The following is a 19,604-nucleotide window of genomic DNA, read 5'->3' as shown; positions in this document are numbered from 1 at the left end:
TATAACTTGTGAGTCTAAATTTTAGTTTTAAATATTTTAAATATTAAATTTTATGAATCATAATCTATTGAAAAAAATTACACTGGCATTTTTGCTTTCCTTATTTTTTATCTCAGTTAAATCCCAGGAACATGGCAGTGGCAACATGAATTATGGTAATCCAATTGGAACAGTTAGTGGTATAGTTATAAATTCAGAAACACAAAAACCCGTAGGATATGTTTATGTGGTATTACATAAAGCGCTCGATTCAACAATGGTTACAGGCGCAATTACTGATACCCTGGGAAAATTTAAATTAGAAAAAATTCCTTTTGGTAAATATTATCTTGCTGTAAACCTTATTGGACATAGATCTCAGAAAATTGGTAATATCCTTGTAAATCCTAAGGAACCATCAAAAACTCTTGATACAATTAAAATGGTACCATCTTCTGCAATGCTTGATGCTGTTGAGGTAAAAGAAAAAAAGAATGCGGTGGAATTTACACTCGATAAAAAAGTAATTAATGTTGAAAAAGCATTGGTAAGTGCAGGAGGAAATGCTGTTGATGTAATGCAAACCATTCCTTCTGTTACAGTTGATATTGATGGAAACCTTAGTATGCGTGGTAATTCCAATATTACAGTTCTAATTGATGGCAAACCATCAGCTCTTACTGGAATGAGCCGTTCCGCAATACTGGAACAAATCCCGGCAAGCTCTATCGAGAGTATTGAAGTCATTTCAAATCCTTCGGCAAAGTACGATCCAGATGGAATGACAGGGATAATAAATATCATTTTAAAAAAGAAAAAAGAAAGAGGATATAATGGAGTGTTTACTGTTAATGCAGGAACAGGTGACCGATATTCGGGTTCTGTAGCATTAAACTACAGCAAGAATAAAGTAAATGTTTTTGCTAATTATGATTTTCGTTCTTTCCACTCCAAGGGCTGGTCTGATTTTAATCGTACATACAATTTTAATGATACACTATCATATCTTGAAGAAGATGAAAAATCAACCCGAAACCGATTATCACATAGTATAAAAATTGGAACCGATTTTTATTTGAATGATAAAAATTCATTTACCATTTCAGGAACATATGGTGCTGAAAGCAGCGTGGAAAAAGAATTTGACAAAAGTACCGAACTTGATTTCAATGAAATGATCACTTCGTATTATGAAAATGATATTAAAGAAACAGGTGATGAAAACTCGATGGATTATATGTTCAATTACAAAAGAACATTTGATAAAAAAGGCGAATCATTAACATTTGATGCCATTCATTCTGTTTCTAATGAATCAGAAGGAAGCGATAGGGTATTACAATATTTCCTTCCTGATAATATAACACATTTAGGATTACCTGCTTTTCAGAGTAATTCTACTGATGATAAAAGTAAAGTTACCACCTTGCAAACCGATTATTCTTATCCTATCACGAAAAATAGCAGGTTTGAAGCCGGTGCAAAAAGCATTATCAGGAATATGGATAACGATTATACTGTTCTTAAATATGATGACTCTACTGCTGTATGGTCAGATGATACCACTTTGAGCAACAGGTTTATTTACGATGAGCAAATTCATTCTGTCTATGCTACATATTCTAATACCATAGGTGTTTTTGAATTTTCAGCAGGATTACGTGCGGAACAGGCTTTAACAAAATCAACTCAACAAACAATGAATGAAGAGTACAAAAAAAATTATTTCAGTTTATTTCCAACACTGCATCTTAATATGAACCTGAAAAATGATAATTCATTCCAGATAAGTTACAGCCGTAGAGTAAACAGACCTCGTTATTTTATGCTGAATCCATTTATAGATGCCACGGAACCCGGATTTAGACGTTCTGGTAATCCATACCTTACACCCGAATATATTGACTCGTATGAACTGGGTCACCTGAAATATTGGGGGAAAACTTCGCTGAACTCCTCAATATTCTATAAGCAAATCAATGATGCTATTCAGCATACAATGTGGTTTGATAGTTTAGGAATTCAAAATATGACCTTTGATAATATTTCATCAGGTACATCGTACGGACTTGAATTTATTTTCGCTCATGATATTACCAAATGGTGGAAAATCAATACAACATTCAGCTACTTCAGAACTATAATGAAAGGTACTGAAGAAGGTGAAGAGCTTACCAACAGCAATTATAGCTGGACAGCAAAACTGAATTCCACTGTAACCGTTTTGAAAAATCTCGATATCCAGGTAATGGGGAATTATCGTGCGCCAATGATTCAATTGCAGGGAACAATGCAGGCAATGTATTTTGCCGACCTTGCCATGAAAAAAGATATACTCAAAAAGAAAGCAAGTATTTCTTTAAGGTTTAGTGATATTTTCAATACCCAGCAATTCAATATGAAACGCAGTGGAACAAATTACACGATAGATATGAAGCGTGGAAGAGACTCAAGAGGAATATTCTTAGGCTTTACATATAAAGTGGGAAGCATGAAACAATCTAAAGAGAAAAAGAAGAGTTTCGAAAACAATAACAACGAAGATTTTAATGGAAGTGAAGATTAAAATAATAATCGAATTTCATTTTTCAAAAATTCCAGTGCCGATTTAGTTACCGATCTGTTTTCTGTTAATGATAATTCAAATACTTTCTGGCTTAGTTCCGTAGAAGTTGCATTATCATTTATTTTAGTTGAAGCAGTATTGATTAATTTGATTGTATCTTCCTTTGCTGTTTTAATAAGTTCCCATGCTTGTGAGGAAACGTAAACCTGCTGAGACAGATTGTGTTCAAATTCTTCGCGTACGTTCTGCAATAAAAGTGCTTGCATCTGTATGGCTGTTAAATCGGTCTTGTGAACCCTCATAACAAGGCTTTCCGGTGAAATGCGCTCTAGAAAAAGAACAAGCCTTTCATAAGCCTGCAACCGGATAGGTGTAATAATTTTATAACCGGCCATTTTAATATCTACACTTCTTTTCTTTTGTTCATTTTCCAGAAAAATTTTCAACAGGTAGTATGATGTAGCCAAAACAATAAGTGATGGTAATACATATTTCAATATATCAAGTAGTTCGTTCATGATTAAAAAGTTTTTTTATCTAAAAAGATTTAGATATTATTAATAAAAATGCAAATATCTAAAATTTATTGTTAAAAATACATTAAAAAAAATTACGTTATTCATGTATAAATTTCTACCTTTGTTTTGTATGAAATATTAAAATTTATACATATAATGAAAAATAGTAATTTACAAGATACAATCATGGCAACAATTGCAGAAAGAATAAACAATCTTTCGGAATCGGAAACCTTAGCAATGGCTAGGATGAGCAGGGAGCTCAGAGCGCAGGGAATTGATGTTATCTCATTAAGCCTTGGGGAACCTGATTTCAACACACCCGATCATATCAAACAAGCAGCAAAAGATGCAATTGATAAAAATTTTACATTTTATCCTCCTGTTAACGGTTATCCTGAACTAAGAGAGGCTATCTGTCAGAAATTAAAACGTGATAATGACCTCGATTTCAAACCGGATAATATTGTAGTATCAACAGGTGCAAAACAATCTATTGCAAATGTTGTTATGAGTCTACTTAACCCGGGCGATGAAGTTATTATTCCTGCGCCTTATTGGGTTTCATATAAGGAAGTGATAAAACTGGCCGAAGCTAAGCCAATATACGTGAGAGCAGATATTAAACATGATTTTAAAATTACACCCGAGCAATTACAAAAAGCGATCACTCCAAATACAAAACTATTTATTTTCAGCTCGCCCTGCAATCCTACAGGTTCGGTATATACCAAAAAAGAATTGAAAGCTTTAGCTGATGTGTTTACATTGCACGATCATGTGTATGTTTTATCCGATGAGATTTATGAACATATTAATTTTAGTGGCAAACACGAGTCAATTGCTCAATTTGAAAATATCAGGGACAGGGTAATTATTATTAACGGTGTTTCAAAGGCATTTGCTATGACCGGCTGGAGAATAGGATATTTAGCAGCTCCTATCGAAATTGCCAAAGCATGCAATAAACTTCAGGGGCAAATTACTTCCGGTGCTTGCTCTATTGCTCAGAAAGCCTCGCTGGCAGCTATTTCAGGCGACCTGTCATCAGTAAAAATAATGCTTAAAGCGTTTCATGAAAGACGCGACCTGGTTGTGAACCTGTTGAATGAAATCCCCGGAATGAAGACAAATAATCCACAGGGCGCTTTTTATGTTTTTCCTGATATATCATATTATTTTGGCAAAACTGACGGTAAGGTTACTATACATAATGCACCAGAATTGTGTGATTATATACTGAATAAAGTTTATGTAGCGCTGGTTCCCGGAAATGCGTTTGGCGACCCGAACTGCTTACGTATTTCTTATGCTACTTCTAATGAATTATTAGTTGAAGCTATAAGAAGAATTAAACAAGCATTATCAGAGCTTAAATAATTTTTTTAATTTCTATCAAAATTTTTTTTAAGGCTAATCTAAAAATTATTAGGTTTTGTCATTAATTTATTTTTTATTAAATTTGCTGATTATTAATGTTTAACTAAACATAAAAATTATGAGCACAGCATTTATCGTATTTTTTATCCTTGCAATTGTTGCGGCATTGCTAGGTTTAATAGGTGTTATTTTATTAATAAATGGAATTGTTAATAAAAATAATAAGCTGACAATGCGTGGAGGAATCCTAACCGGGATTGCTGTTATATTTGTGATCTCAGGTGTTTTTTTTGGCGCCAGAAAATGTTTTCATTTCATTAACAGGAATTGCATAAAAAATGAAATGAAATGTCAGGAGTTTAAATTCAGATCCTGTCATATGCCATGCGATTCATTGATGATGGATTCAACCATGATGAACGATTCTTGTAAAATGAAATGCAAAATGAAAGGTGATATGCCTTGCTGCAAAAAAAATGAAAAATGCGATCCTTCGAAATGCAGTAAACATGGAGAGGGGCAGTCTCAGTGTCCGCATAAAAAGTAATTGGGACAATCCAGTTCTGTTATCTAACATAAATTATAGTTTTAAAGCCTGAATTTTTCAGGCTTTTTCTCTTTAATTCAGTTGATTTTTATAATTTTGCAAGCTTTCACAGTAAATAAAACTTAAATTTAGAATACAAGTATAAATTATTTATACAGAAAAATATAAAAGCAAATTATAAATGGATATTACAAATAATAAAATAAACGAACTTTTTAATAATTTTTCTTCACAAACTATAATGGTAATTGGAGATGTGATGATTGATTCTTATTTGTGGGGAAAGGTTGAAAGAATATCGCCGGAAGCACCGGTTCCAATAGTGTCAGTAAATAAAAGAGAAAACAGGTTGGGTGGCGCTGCCAATGTTGCACTTAACTTGCTCTCACTAGGAGCTACTCCTATACTTTGCAGTGTTGTAGGAACCGATCAGAAAGGAAATGATTTTTATGAAATGCTGGAATCGCTTCATCTGACAGGGAAAGGAATTATTGCTTGTGATGATAGGGTAACTACTACAAAATTCCGTGTTATAGGTAATAATGCTCAAATGTTAAGGGTTGACGAAGAAACAGAGAATAATATTTCTGAAAAAGATGAAGAAAAATTAATAAAAAGTATTCGTGATATTATAAAAAATAATAAAATAAATGCCATTATTTTTGAAGATTACGACAAAGGTGTAATTACTGCTAAAGTTATTCAGGAAACAGTTAAAACAGCCAAAGAACATTCAATACCTGTAATTGCCGATCCAAAAAGGAAAAATTTTAACGAGTATAAGAACATCACCCTTTTCAAACCAAATTTAAAGGAACTGAAGGAAGGAACGAAAAGTGATATAATAAAATCACAATCCGAAATAGATAATGCTGTTGAAGTTCTTCACAAAAATAATAATATAGAGATGATAATGGTTACACTATCAGATGCAGGAATGTACATAAGCGTAAAAGATAAAGCAGTTGGTAAAACCATTTTTAAAAAATTAATCCCGGCACATATACGCAACATTGCTGATGTTTCGGGTGCAGGTGATACTGTGATTTCTGTAGCCAGTCTTTGTCTAGCATTAAAACAGGAACCTGAAATTATTGCATCTATTTCAAACCTGGCAGGAGGGTTGGTTTGTGAATATGTGGGTGTAGTTCCGGTAAATAAAGAAAAACTGCTCAAAGAAGCATTACAAATGGAAAGATAAACTATGTTTTCCTGGCCCGATATCAGAGAAAAAATAAATATTGCTATATACAACAGCAAAAAAACGGTTATCCGAACTCTCAGGATATTTAGAGGGCTTGGGCTTATTGTTGCAGCATATATTCTAATTCAGTATTATGGTTTTCCTATTTTACCTGAAACAAAAATCATCCTTCTTAAAATAATTAAAGGTTTATTCATATTTTATTTCTTCAGTTATTATATAAATCTTTTTTATCATTTTGAGCCTTTTAATTTTTTTAAATCAAGCTGGGTTGAAGCGATGTTCCTGCTTTTCCTGATGATACAGGGAATTATAGTTAATTATTATCCTCAAATAAATATTCACCCGCTGTATATTCAACTACTTTTATTGATATTGATTCTAATTGAGACAGGAAAAGCCAGTTCTAGTTTTTCTGCATTGCATATTGGTCCTACAAATATGTTTGTCCTCTCATTTTTTATTCTGATAATGGGAGGTGCAGGTTTATTAATGTTGCCCGAGATGTCTGCATCAGGCAAAAGCATGCCTTTTCTTGATGCTCTTTTTACATCTACCAGTGCAAGCTGTGTTACAGGGCTTATCGTTGTTGATACGGCAACCTTTTTTACTTTTAAAGGACAAATAGTTATCATGCTACTTATTCAAATGGGGGGCATCAGCATTTTGTCATTTGCTGCTTTCTTTGCATATTTTGCCAGGAAATCGCAGGGAGTGAAACAACAATCCATAATAAGTTCATTCCTTGGTGCAGAAAATTTATATGAAACAAAAGGATTACTCAGAAGGATCATATTTTTCAGCGCAGGAATAGAATTGATAGGAACACTTTTAATATTTTTTCTTTGGAGCCCTGATATTCATTTTTCATCATGGATGCAGCAGGTTTATTATTCTATGTTCCATTCGGTATCGGCCTTTAATAATGCGGGATTTTCTCTATTTACAGATAATCTTTATAATCCGCTTGTAAGGAATGCATACTTTATACATTTGGTCATTGCTGCACTGATTTTCCTGGGAGGTATTGGGTTTGCATCACTAACAGATATGTTCAGTGTTAAAAATTTACGCGAAAGGTTAAAGCATCCCTGGAAACAGATTGCTGTTGGGACAAAAATAGCTGTGTATACTTCATTCGGGTTAATAATATTGGGCACTATAGTATTCTACTTGTTAGAAAAGAATAATACACTGGCCGGTAAAAATGCTTTTGAATGTTTTGTTATTTCGTTGTTTCAGTCGGTTACCCCGCGTACAGCAGGATTCAATACTGTAGATTATTCACGGCTTGGAATGCCGATACTATTTTTTATGTTGTTCCTGATGTTTGTAGGAGCTTCATCGGGGTCAACAGGTGGTGGTATTAAAACTTCTACATTTGCTATCGTTTTATCTACGGTATGGTCAACTATTAGAGGTAAAAAAAATGTAGAAATGTTCCGGCATACCGTTACGGCTGATTTATTTAAAAAAGCATTGGCTATATTGTTTTTTGCAGTAACCGTTACTTTTACAGGCTCGCTTTTACTGATGATTACCGAGCCGGATATTTTACCTATTCAAATTCTTTTTGAAGATATTTCAGCATTTGGAACGGTAGGATTATCAACAGGTATCACTCCTTTCATGAGCGATGCAGGAAAATTGATTTTGATTTTAACTATGTTTATTGGCCGTACTGGTCCATTGACACTGGCATTTGCAATGACAATGCGACAGGGGAGTGCGAAATATAGATATTCAACAGCTAATATTTTGGTCGGATAATATTGATGAAAAATCCTTCAACGCTTAAACCGTATAATACGAATGTTCAGCAAATGTTTAACAATATTGCTTCGCATTACGATTTTCTGAATCATTTTTTATCTTTTGGAATTGATAAAATATGGCGAAGAAAAGCAATTAAATTGCTCATACCTTATAAGCCCACACAGATACTGGATGTAGCAACAGGTACCGGAGATTTTGCAATTGAAGCAATAAAATTGAATCCTCAAAAAATTACAGCTATTGATATAGCCGAAACAATGCTGGAAATAGCTAAGCATAAAATTAAAAAAAAAAATCTCGGGGAAAAGATAGCGTTTATTACCGGGAGTTCTGAAAGCATTCCATTTACTGATAAAAGTTTTGATGCAGTAACAGTAGCTTTCGGCGTAAGAAATTTTAAAGACCTGAAAATGGGTTTAAGTGAAATACTCAGGGTTTTGAATGAAAAAGGTGTTGCTGTAATCCTTGAATTCTCAAGGCCTGCAGCTTTTCCTTTCAAACAGATATATCTTTTTTATTTTCGATGGATATTACCTTTAATAGGTAAAATGATTTCAAAAGATAATATGGCATACACTTATCTTTTTGAAACCGTAATGAATTTTCCGCAGGGCGATGATTTTGCTGTGATTTTAAAACAGGTGGGTTTTAGTAATGTCAGGATTTATAAGCTCAGTTTTGGAATTTGCTCAATATATATTGCCGAAAAATAAGTGACAGGTTTATATGATAAAAATTAAAACAGCGTTTAAACATAAAGAATCATTAATAAATTTGCAAACCCGGAATATAATCGTTCTTATCAGGTTTGCAATGTCAAAACTGTTTAGAACGAGTTATAACGTACAGAAAACAAAAAATATTTTTGCAAAACTCTTTTCTGTCGGTATACAATATAAAAATAGAATAAGCGTTATTCACGGAATAATAAATTTTTGAAAAGAAGATTAATATACTACAGGAAGTTTTTATGGATAATAATTCTTATCCCTGTTTTTGTATTTGCTCAAAAACCACGGATTGAGAATCTACCAAAGTTTGATTTAAAACCCTATCATTTTGGCTTTGCATTATGTCTGAATAAAATGGATTTTTCTATTCGTACTGCTGAAAATTATGTAAGCGATTCGTTGTTTGTAATTGAATCAGACCCACAACTGGGATTCAATATTGGTATAGTTTCCGATTTAAGGCTGGGTGAATTTTCTAACCTAAGGTTTATACCTACGCTTTCTTTCGGACAAAGAAACCTGATTTATACACTAAGCATTAAAGATAGCATTGTAAAAACAACAAAAAAAATTGAATCAACTTTTATTGATTTTCCTTTGATGCTTAAATATACTTCGAAACGTTTAAATAATTTCAGGGCATATATAATTGGAGGGGCACAATACAGTATTGACCTTGCTTCGCAAGCGAAGAAAAAAGATAAAGAGAATGATTTGGTAAAACTGAAGCAAAACGACATTTGCTGCGACCTTGGAGTTGGTTTTGAATTTTATTTAAACTACTTTAAATTAACAACTGAATTAAAAATGATATATGGAATGCGTGATATGCTTAAGCGCGACAATACGGTATATACTACTTCCATTGATAGAATAAATTCAAAAATATTTCAGTTATCATTTCTTTTCGAATAAGCTGATGAAAAAACAAATAGAGCTGGCATTTACTCCAGAACAATTTTTTCATTCCGAAAATCAGAAAAATATTATTTCAAAAGTCCTGCATGTGGATTTGAACGACATTACAGGTATAAGGCTTGTAAGACGTTCGCTCGATGCGCGTAAACAAAAAATTGTGTATCGCTGCCAGTATGATGTTTTTATTAGTGAATTACCGGAGCAAAATAAATTCGATATACCATTTAAAAATGTAACCCAAAGTCCAGTTGTAATTATAGCAGGAGCAGGACCTGCCGGACTTTTTGCTGCATTAAAATGTATTGAGCTGGGTATGAAACCTGTTATTATTGAAAGAGGAAAAAGTGTTCATGACCGAAGATATGATATTACAAATATTCATCGTGAAAGATTAATAAACCCCGATTCAAATTATTGTTTTGGCGAAGGAGGTGCAGGTACATTTTCCGATGGAAAGCTATATACACGATCAACCAAACGTGGCGATGTGAACCGTATTTTACAGTTGTTTTATATGCATGGCGCAAGTGCCGAAATACTTTACGATTCGCATCCACATATAGGTACTGATAAGCTTCCCCCGATTATTGCAGCAATAAGGCAAACCATAGAAGAATATGGAGGAATGTTTCATTTTGAAAACAGGATCGTTGATATAAAAATAAAAGATAATTCATTTGAAAGTGTTGTTACGTCCAAGGGGAATGAGTATCATGGAAAAGCTTTGATATTGGCAACCGGGCATTCTGCAAGAGATATTTTTTATCTTCTCGAAAGAAAAAAAATATTTATTGAACCCAGCTCTTTCGCTGTAGGCTTTCGCGTTGAACATCCGCAACAGATTATTGATGAAATTCAATATCATCAAAAAAGCCGTGGAAAATATTTACCTGCCTCTGCATATAGTTTAGCCGGGCAATTTGGCGGAAAAGGCGTTTTTTCATTTTGTATGTGCCCCGGTGGAACCATTGTTGATTCATCAACTTCACAGGATGAGCTGGTGCTGAATGGTATGTCGAACAGCCGACGGAATCAGCCGTTTGCCAATTCCGGTATTGTTGTTACCGTGAATGAAAATGATTTTAAATCATATGGCGAGGGCGCATTATCAGGGCTTCAATTTCAAAAAATGCTTGAGAATATTGCATTTGTGGCTGGCGGAAGTAATCATTTTGCCCCAGCTCAACGTATGTCCGATTTTTGTGAAAATAAGATTTCCTCTTCTTTTAATACCGTTTCATACAGGCAGGGAATTACTTCAGCACCTTTGAGCGAAATATTTCCGAAGGTTATTATTTCATCAATACAAGAAGCTTTTACAGAATTCGATAAAAAGATGAAAGGTTTTTATACTAATGAAGCTACCTTGTTTGCTGTGGAATCGCGTACTTCATCACCGGTAAGGATAACACGTGATGCACACACGTTGGAACATATTCAGATTAAAAATTTATTTCCATGTGGCGAAGGTGCAGGATATGCAGGTGGAATCGTTTCATCAGCTATTGACGGGGAACGTGTTGCCGAAGCTGTTGCCAAAAAAATATTGTAAGTAGTCCACTATGGAGGAAACACAATTCTAATACCGATTGTATATATGTAATAGTCCAATAAATTGTACTATAACATCTATGTCATCGGCATAACCATTGTAAAATTTATAATATCCTTTGGACTATTATAAATTAACATTTGGTATAAAATCTGATCCGTTGCAGGAAGCTAAAATCTAAAATCTAAAATCTTAAATCAAAAATCAAATAACTTCTTATATATAAAAATATTTTGTAAGTTTGTTACTCGTTAAATATAATTTTCTGCCATGACTGACGATGAAATGAAAAAACTTCCCCTTGTGGAAAAGATTCTTGAAAAGGGAGGGATGAAGCTGGATGTGTATAATAATACTTATGAATCCTTTCAGGATATGAAACGCCTTGCTAAGGATATGATAGAAAATGTAAAAAAGAAAGTAACCAAAGTTGATAAGCGGATACCATTCAGCTATTCGGATCATGGCGAGTTTGAGGCTGAATTGAAATTTGGCGGCGATATGCTTACTATTTCAATGCATACTAATGTTTTTGAATTTCCTCGCGAACATGATATAATGAATTTAAGTTATATAAAACAGGATATTACCCGTTCTTATTGTGGGGTAATCAGTATGTATAACTTTCTTGCCGATTCATATAAATACAATCGTGTGAACGACTTGGGGTACCTGATAGCCAGAATATTTATCAATAAAGAATATCATTATTTTGTAGAAGGTAAAAGGCAGATAGGTCTTATGTATAATAACTTTTCAAAGACCCGTCTCGATCGTCCGGCTATGAAAAAAATTTTAGAAACAGCAATAAGTTATTGTGTCGATTTTGATTTATTAACCCCAGTTTATGATAGTGTAAAGGTGGTAAGTGTTTCGGAAAGGCTTGAGAATTCAATGAATTTACGAACAGGCAAACGCTTGGGATTCCGTTTCCAGGTTGACCGGGATGATTCGGAATAAACAATTAATATTATTTTTTCAATAATTTTGTTGAAATGAAATATTTTTTTACCTTTGCACCTCGTTTAAAGAGGCCCGTTCGTCTAGCTGGCCCAGGACGCTAGGTTTTCATCCTAGAAATCAGGGGTTCGAATCCCCTACGGGCTACATTTTTAAGAAAAATTAATTATTATGGCATACCATAAATCAGCAAAAAAGAGAATCCGCAGCAACGAAAGCAGGCGTGATGAAAATAGAGTTAAAGCTAAAACAACACGTAATGCGGTGAAGAAATTCAGAGGCACTAAAGATAAGGAAGAGGCTAAGAAAGACCATCCTGCTGTAGTTGCTATGCTTGACAAACTGGCAAAAAAAGGTGTGATACACAAAAACAAAGCTTCCAATTTAAAATCGAAGCTGGCCAGGAAGATTAACGCATTATAGTTTTTTCATAATGCTTTGGGGTGAGCCTTTCCTGTAATGGGAAAGGCTTTTTATTTTTTTTAAATCAAGGAATTTAATAAATTTGAAGATATTTTTAATTTCAAATGGCAAATATTCATTTGACAGGACAAATTAAAATGTGAGCTTATTGTAACAATTTTATTATGTTGACAAAATCAAATTCAATAAAAACATGGGCTGACGATGATCGTCCACGCGAAAAATTTATTGAAAAAGGTAAAGCTTCACTCAGTAATGCTGAGCTTCTTGCTATCCTTATACATTCGGGAACAAAAGAGGAAAACGCAGTTGATGTAGCAAAAAATATTTTAAAACAAAATGGGAATAATTTAATTAATCTTTCAAAACTTGGAATTAAAGAACTGACAAAATATAAAGGCATAGGTGAAGCAAAAGCAGCTACAATAGCGGCTGCACTGGAACTTGGAAACAGAAGGAGAGAGGCTGAAGTTGCCGAACTTGAAAAAATAAAATCGAGTAAAGATGTTTTTGATATTTTTTATCCTTCGTTATCCGACTGCAATTATGAAGAGTTTTGGATACTATTGTTAAATCGCGCCAATAAAGTTATTGATAAATTTTGCATCAGCGAAGGCGGGCTAACTGGTACAGTTGCCGACCCGTCGAAGATCTTTAAAATTGCTATCGAAAATAAGGCTGTTGGTGTAATTCTTTGTCATAATCACCCATCGGGAAACTTGAGTCCAAGCGAGCAGGATAAAAACATCACAAAAAAACTGAAAGAAGGAGGAAAACTTCTTGATATATCTGTACTTGACCATATCATTATTGGTGATGAAAAATATTTTAGCTTTGCAGATGAAGGATTAATTTAGTTTGTAGTTTATGGTTTGTCATTATAATATTTATTGAACAACAAACAAAGAACAACGAACAACAAACGTAATGAAATATGATTAAAATAATTACAATAATAGGAGCGCGTCCGCAGATTATAAAGGCTGCTGCAATAAGCCGTTGCATAAGGAATTTTTATAAGAATAAGATTAAAGAAGTCATTGTACATACCGGACAGCATTATGATGATAATATGTCGGAAGTATTTTTTAGGGAGATGGAAATCCCTTCTCCTGACTATAACTTAAATGTAGGTTCTTCTTCTCATGCTGTTCAAACTGCACTAATGATGGAACGTTTGGAGAAAGTATTGTTAAAAGAAAACCCCGATTTGGTTTTAATTTATGGCGATACAAATTCAACCCTGGCAGGTTCGGTAACTGCTGCTAAACTTCATATTCCTGTTGCACATGTTGAGGCAGGGCTTCGCTCTTTTAACCGTCGCATGCCCGAAGAAATAAATCGTGTAGTAAGCGATCATCTGTCAGCTTTATTATTTTCACCTACAAAAACAGGATTAAATAATTTATATACTGAAGGAATTGGAAAAAATACAAAACCTCCGTATACAGACGAAAATCCCGGCGTTTTTCATTGTGGCGATGTGATGTACGATAATGCTTTGTATTTTTCTGAAAAAGCAAAAACGTCGGAAATATTGAAAAAACTGGAGCTGATGGAAAATGATTTTTTTCTTTGTACCATTCACCGCGACCACAATACCGATGTTCCCGAAAACCTGAATTCAATTTTTCGTTCACTGCTGAATGTTGCTGAATATACAGGATTGAAAGCTATAATACCTCTGCATCCGAGAACCAATAATGTTTTAAAAAAGAATATCGAAAAAAAATTATATGATTCATTACAGAAAAGTCCGTTAATACAAATCATTCCACCGGTTTCATTTTTTGAAATGATTATGCTGGAAAGTAACGCAAGGCTTATAATGACTGATTCGGGCGGAGTACAGAAGGAAGCATTCTTTTATAAAAAACCATGCATTATTCTTCGCCCTGAAACCGAATGGGTTGAATTGGTTGAATCAGGCGCTGCCGTGATTGCTAACTGTGATGAAGAAAAAATAATGAATGCAGCAAAGTTATTCATTGATGTAAAACCTACTGCTTTTACAGATATTTTTGGAAACGGAAAAGCATCAGAATTTATTTGCTCTGAAATTTTGGATATGTTTAAAAATAAATAATGCTGCTAATATTCACACCGAAAGTTAACAATCGCATCAAATATATTTTTGATGTTATCTTCCGAAATTTAATTTCAATAGATTATCGTTTTACCAATAATGCGGAAGAGTTTAAGAGCTATGATGGTCCAAAAATAAATTATTCATACCAGCCCATCAGTGATGAAATATTTTTCTGTTCAGTAAATCTTCTTTTTGAAACAGGTATTAAACAGCAACAATTCGATAGTGTAAAGTTTGAAAATATACTGTGTCCTTATTCTGTATATAAAAATTCAGCATTGCCATTCGACCCGTTTGCTGCATCATTTTATATGCTTTCGAGGTATGAAGAATACCTTCCATATAAAAAAGATAAATATGACCGTTTCGATGCTATTGAAAGTATTGCATACATAAATGGTTTTTTAAAAAAACCTGTAGTGAATATCTGGGCACAAAAAATAAAATTGCTTTTAAAGGAAAAATATCCATTCATAAAATTTCCTGAAAAAAATTATCGTTTCCTTTCTACTATCGATATTGATTCTGCATGGGAATACAAGCAAAAAGGTATCGTCAGAACCATTGCCGGTTTTATAAAAGCATTGTATGCATTGAATTTCCAGGAAATATCAAAAAGAATGAGAGTTTTAACCGGATTAAAAAAAGATTCGTTTGATACATTTGAATATCAATTTGAATTACATAAAAAATATAATATCGTTCCGCTTTACTTTATTTTATTTGCAGATTATGCACAGTACGATAAAAACATTTATGTGAATAACCGGAAGTTCCAGTCATTGGTAAAATCAATAGGAGACTACGCGGATGTGGGAATTCACCCATCGTTTGCTTCAAATATAAAACATGAAAAGCTATTAACAGAAATAACACGTTTATCAAATGTGTTGAACCGTGATATTAGCAAAAGCCGCCAGCATTTTCTTAAACTGACTTTTCCCGACACATACCGAAACCTTATAGAAGTTGATATTGCCGAAGATTACTCTCTTGGTTATGCAACCGAAACGGGTTTCAGGGCTGGAATTTGCGAGCCATATAATTTTTTTGACCTTGACCTTGAAACAGAAACACATCTGAAACTTTTTCCTTTTGCAATAATGGAAGGGACATTACGCGATTATCATAATGTAACTCCACAAGATGCAATACAACAGTATAAGCAGTTGATAGATGAAGTAAAAGCAGTGAACGGTATGTTTATAAGTTTGTGGCATAACGAATCACTTAGCAATGAGAACAGATGGGTGGGATGGCAAAAAGTATATGAAGAAATGTTAAAGATGGCATTATCCTGATGATTAAGTATTTTCAAAATAAAGATATTGATAAAAATAAATGGGATGATTGTATACAGAACTCATTCAACGGGTTAATATATGCATATTCCTGGTACCTCGATATCATGAGCCCCGGATGGGAAGCGTTGATCGAAAACGATTATGAACGCGTATTTCCATTAACTGCCAAAAAAAAATCAGGAATTAATTATTTATGCCAGCCTTTTTTTACACAACAATTAGGCATTTTTTCAAAAGGTATTTTAAATGAAAAAATAACAGAAGAATTCATTTCTAAAATTCCTTCAAAATATAAACTCATTGAGATAAACCTGAATGTTTTTAATAAAATTGATGATAAAAAAAATCATTTTTTTTCAAATAAAAATATTGAACTTGACCTGATTCCTGATTATAATATCCTTTATAATAATTATTCGGAGAATACGAAAAGAAATTTGAAAATTGCCGGGAAGTCGCAATTGATAATACGAAAAGATACCGATATAAAAATCATTGTTGACCTGTTCAGGAAATATCGCGGACTGGAGATTGAAACATTAAAAGAAAAGGATTATAAGGATTTCATCAAACTGGTTAATTTGATGCTTATAAAGAAAAATGCTCATATATGGAGTGTTTATGATAATAATGACGAACTATATGCGGGTGCGATTTTTATAGAAAGCAATAAAAGAGTGATATTTATTTTTTCTGCAACCACCAAAGCTGCAAGAGAAAACAGGGCTATGACTTTTTTGATCGACCAATTCATTCGTGAAAATGCACAACGTAATCTTATCCTTGATTTTGAAGGTTCCAATAATTCTAACCTTGCACGTTTTTATAAAGGATTTGGCTCAACAGAATGCACATATTTACAATATAAAAATAATAAGCTTCCATACATATTATCAAAAAGTATTACTTTTATAAAGTGGTTTAAAAAGCAAATTTGAAAAACGATTGCTATGATCTATAACTTAGGACAGGAGAATTCATTACTCAATGTATTTATATCAGAAATACGGGATGCGGAAATTCAGAAAGACAGCATGCGTTTCAGGCGAAACCTTGAACGTATAGGTGAAATATTCGCTTATGAAGTGAGTAAGAAGATGGAATATGAATCTCGCGAATTTATTACTTCACTGGGTACTGCTGAAGTTAGTGTTCTAAAAGAAAATCCTGTACTGGCAACCATACTTCGGGCCGGGCTTCCTTTTCATCAGGGGATATTAAATTTTTTCGACAGGGCTCAGAATGCTTTTATATCAGCATACAGACGGCATCATAAAAGCGGTAAGTTTGATATTCAGGTAGAATACACATCCAGTCCTAATATTGATGATAAAATACTTATACTGTCCGATCCTATGTTGGCTACAGGCTCATCAATGTTCTTAGCTTATAAACACCTTCTTGAAAACGGGAAACCAAAGCATACTCATATTCTTGCTATTGTTGCCAGCAGTCAGGGCGTTGAATATATAAAAAAACATATTCCCGGCGAAAATTTTACCCTTTGGGTTGCTGCTATTGATGATGAGCTTACTGCTCAGTCATATATCGTACCTGGTTTGGGTGATGCCGGTGATCTGGCTTACGGAAGCAAACTGTAATTTTTAACAGGATATTTTTTTTAATTGAGCTTAATAGATTTATGATTCATCTACAATCGTTTCAGTTTCCTAAAGTATATAACTTTCCTCCTTTTGTTTTCTGAAATAGAATCGTCTATTTTTGTTATCATGATAAATAGTTTTGTTATTTTATTGGTAAAAGCAGGCAGCTTTTATAAACTGATTGAAATAGGAGTATTAAGCGGAATAAAATTTTTATTTGCACCCTTTTTATCTTTTCAGTTAGGTTATAATTTTCTGCAAACAATAATTGTTACTACTATTGGAGGATTAGCAGGTGTTTTATTTTTTTATTATATCAGTGAAGTTCTGATCGCATTATTTAAAAAAATATGGCCAGGTATAAAAGTATATTTTGTAAAACAAAAAATTCATCCGGTAAACGAAATAAAAAAATCAAAAAAATCTTTTTCAAAGAAAAATAAATTTATTGTTATGACCCGCCGTAAGTATGGATTGTGGGGCATAGCAGCTTTAACTCCCGTTTTGCTTTCGATTCCTCTCGGAACATTCCTTGCAAATAAATATTACAGGAATAAAAAAAATGTGCTTTTCAGTCTTTGTATTTCTGTTTTATGCTGGTCGATAGTAATGTCATCATTTTATTTTATTTTTTAACATTCCAATTAATTTTTTCAGTTAAATATTTTTTTCATTACTGTTTTGTTACATTTGCATTATAAATTTTCATGCATTGAAAATATTAGTAATTGAAAATATTAAAGTATCTCTTGTATCTATTAGGACACACCTCTTACGTACGATATTGACTATTCTTATTATAGCATTTGGTATAATGGCGCTTGTTGGAATCCTGACGGCAATTGAATCATTGAAACATGCAATCAGCAGTAATTTTACACAGATGGGGGCCAATACATTTACCATCAGGAACAGGGAAATGAAAATTGTAGTAGGGAATGATGGCAGTAAGCCTAAGAGGTACGAGTCAATAACTTACCAGGAAGCAGTGAAGTTTAAAAAGGATTTTAGTTTTCCTGCATACACTTCTGTATCTACATTTGCAACACATACAGCTACTTTGAAATTTGGTTCCGAGAAGACAAACCCAAATATCGGGGTTCTTGGCGCAGATGAGAATTATATGATAACTTCAGGAAATGAACTTTCGAAAGGAAGGAATTTCACTGAACAGGAAGTTACCGGAGGAGCTAATGTTGTAATTATCGGAAGTCAGCTGGTTACCAATCTTTTTAAAAAGAAAGAGAATCCTGTTGAACAATATATATCAATAGGTCCCGGTAAATACAAGGTAATTGGAGTGCTTAAAGAAAAAGGTTCCAGTTTTGGATTTAGCGGAGATAAAAATTGTATTGTTCCGCTTACTAATGTAAGGCAATATTTTTCAAGACCAAATATGTCGTATACCATTAGTGTGATGTCATTTGATGCGAAAAACATGGATGCTGCAATTGAAGAAGCAACAGGGATTTTCAGGGTGATAAGAAAAGTTGGTATTGGTGAAGAAAATAATTTCGAGATTTCAAAAAGCGATAATCTTGCACAAATGATGGTTGAGAATATTAAATATGTAACCATGGCAGCAACAATTATTGGCTTTATAACATTATTGGGAGCCTCGATAGGCTTAATGAACATCATGTTGGTATCAGTTACAGAAAGAACCCGTGAAATAGGTATAAGAAAAGCCATGGGGGCAACCAAGGATGTGATAAAAAATCAGTTTCTTATTGAAGCAATAGTAATTTGTCAGTTGGGAGGGCTGGTTGGAATTGTTATAGGTGTACCGATAGGAAATATTATATCATTGGTTATGGGCGGTTCATTTATTGTACCGTGGTTATGGGTTATCAGCGGAATTGTTCTTTGTTTGATAGTAGGATTAATCTCCGGTTTATATCCTGCTGTAAAAGCTGCTAATCTTGACCCTATTGAATCGCTCCGGTATGAATAAAAATGTTCTTTAATTGTTTTTATTTTGATTTTTTTTTAATTTTGAAATAAGAGGCTGTTTAAATTTCAATTAAAAAAATATTTAAGAGGATTAACCGCC

General features: G+C 33.4%; 18 protein-coding genes and 1 tRNA gene. 18 read left to right on the top strand and 1 reads right to left on the bottom strand.

The window, feature by feature from the left end; translation table 11 throughout:
* Positions 1–52: 52 nt before the first annotated feature.
* A complete protein-coding gene (locus PKK00_11960; protein HNW99114.1) occupies positions 53–2,545 on the top strand; it encodes a TonB-dependent receptor in 2,493 nt (830 codons plus the stop codon).
* On the opposite strand, the gene PKK00_11955 is transcribed toward PKK00_11960, so the two are convergent.
* Positions 2,542–3,063 (bottom strand): hypothetical protein, encoded by a 522-nt coding sequence (locus tag PKK00_11955; protein HNW99113.1) that lies wholly within the window; start codon positions 3,061–3,063, stop codon positions 2,542–2,544. The genes PKK00_11960 and PKK00_11955 overlap by 4 nt on opposite strands.
* A gap of 186 nt (positions 3,064–3,249) precedes the next feature.
* Between PKK00_11955 and PKK00_11950 the strand changes: the two genes are divergently transcribed.
* The 17 genes from PKK00_11950 to PKK00_11870 all read left to right on the top strand — a co-directional run bounded on the left by PKK00_11950 (position 3,250) and on the right by PKK00_11870 (position 19,505).
* Entirely contained in the window at positions 3,250–4,443 is a 1,194-nt protein-coding gene (locus PKK00_11950; protein ID HNW99112.1) for a pyridoxal phosphate-dependent aminotransferase, read from the top strand.
* A 118-nt stretch (positions 4,444–4,561) separates the two neighbouring features.
* Positions 4,562–4,990 carry a hypothetical protein gene (locus PKK00_11945; protein HNW99111.1) on the top strand — a complete coding sequence of 143 codons (429 nt, stop codon included), beginning with the start codon at positions 4,562–4,564 and terminating at the stop codon, positions 4,988–4,990.
* Between the two features lie 181 nt (positions 4,991–5,171).
* The gene (locus PKK00_11940; protein HNW99110.1) at positions 5,172–6,191 is read left to right on the top strand and encodes a bifunctional ADP-heptose synthase; all 1,020 of its coding nucleotides are present in this window, start codon (positions 5,172–5,174) and stop codon (positions 6,189–6,191) included.
* A 3-nt stretch (positions 6,192–6,194) separates the two neighbouring features.
* Positions 6,195–7,964: a potassium transporter TrkG gene (locus PKK00_11935; protein HNW99109.1), complete on the top strand. Its 1,770-nt coding sequence runs from the start codon at positions 6,195–6,197 to the stop codon at positions 7,962–7,964.
* A 5-nt stretch (positions 7,965–7,969) separates the two neighbouring features.
* Positions 7,970–8,683 carry a bifunctional demethylmenaquinone methyltransferase/2-methoxy-6-polyprenyl-1,4-benzoquinol methylase UbiE gene (gene ubiE, locus PKK00_11930; GenBank protein HNW99108.1) on the top strand — a complete coding sequence of 238 codons (714 nt, stop codon included), beginning with the start codon at positions 7,970–7,972 and terminating at the stop codon, positions 8,681–8,683.
* A 222-nt stretch (positions 8,684–8,905) separates the two neighbouring features.
* A complete protein-coding gene (locus PKK00_11925; protein HNW99107.1) occupies positions 8,906–9,616 on the top strand; it encodes a porin family protein in 711 nt (236 codons plus the stop codon).
* 4 nt (positions 9,617–9,620) lie between these two features.
* Positions 9,621–11,171, top strand: a complete 1,551-nt coding sequence (locus PKK00_11920) for an NAD(P)/FAD-dependent oxidoreductase (GenBank protein HNW99106.1) — start codon at positions 9,621–9,623, stop codon at positions 11,169–11,171.
* 270 nt (positions 11,172–11,441) lie between these two features.
* On the top strand, positions 11,442–12,131 hold the full coding sequence (locus PKK00_11915) for a hypothetical protein (GenBank protein ID HNW99105.1): 690 nt from the start codon (positions 11,442–11,444) through the stop codon (positions 12,129–12,131).
* A gap of 72 nt (positions 12,132–12,203) precedes the next feature.
* Positions 12,204–12,278: transfer RNA gene (locus tag PKK00_11910), tRNA-Glu, on the top strand.
* A 24-nt stretch (positions 12,279–12,302) separates the two neighbouring features.
* The gene (rpsT, locus tag PKK00_11905) at positions 12,303–12,554 is read left to right on the top strand and encodes a 30S ribosomal protein S20 (GenBank protein HNW99104.1); all 252 of its coding nucleotides are present in this window, start codon (positions 12,303–12,305) and stop codon (positions 12,552–12,554) included.
* A gap of 164 nt (positions 12,555–12,718) precedes the next feature.
* On the top strand, positions 12,719–13,411 hold the full coding sequence (gene radC / locus PKK00_11900; protein ID HNW99103.1) for a DNA repair protein RadC: 693 nt from the start codon (positions 12,719–12,721) through the stop codon (positions 13,409–13,411).
* A gap of 77 nt (positions 13,412–13,488) precedes the next feature.
* Complete coding sequence (wecB, locus tag PKK00_11895) at positions 13,489–14,640, top strand: UDP-N-acetylglucosamine 2-epimerase (non-hydrolyzing) (protein HNW99102.1); 1,152 nt, start codon at positions 13,489–13,491, stop codon at positions 14,638–14,640.
* Positions 14,640–15,944 (top strand): polysaccharide deacetylase family protein, encoded by a 1,305-nt coding sequence (locus PKK00_11890; GenBank protein HNW99101.1) that lies wholly within the window; start codon positions 14,640–14,642, stop codon positions 15,942–15,944. Before wecB ends, PKK00_11890 begins: the two co-directional genes overlap by 1 nt.
* Positions 15,944–16,885 (top strand): GNAT family N-acetyltransferase, encoded by a 942-nt coding sequence (locus PKK00_11885; GenBank protein ID HNW99100.1) that lies wholly within the window; start codon positions 15,944–15,946, stop codon positions 16,883–16,885. The genes PKK00_11890 and PKK00_11885 overlap by 1 nt, the downstream gene beginning before the upstream one ends.
* Positions 16,886–16,897: 12 nt before the next feature.
* Entirely contained in the window at positions 16,898–17,548 is a 651-nt protein-coding gene (upp, locus tag PKK00_11880; protein ID HNW99099.1) for a uracil phosphoribosyltransferase, read from the top strand.
* Between the two features lie 129 nt (positions 17,549–17,677).
* Entirely contained in the window at positions 17,678–18,187 is a 510-nt protein-coding gene (locus tag PKK00_11875) for a hypothetical protein (protein ID HNW99098.1), read from the top strand.
* 76 nt (positions 18,188–18,263) lie between these two features.
* Entirely contained in the window at positions 18,264–19,505 is a 1,242-nt protein-coding gene (locus PKK00_11870) for an ABC transporter permease (protein HNW99097.1), read from the top strand.
* The last annotated feature ends 99 nt before the right edge of the window (positions 19,506–19,604 follow it).

Source organism: Bacteroidales bacterium, assembly GCA_035353855.1.
Lineage (GTDB): Bacteria > Bacteroidota > Bacteroidia > Bacteroidales > CG2-30-32-10 > DAOQAK01.
The sequence above is the reverse complement of the archived record's forward strand: the minus strand, read 5'-3'. Positions and strand labels throughout refer to the sequence as shown.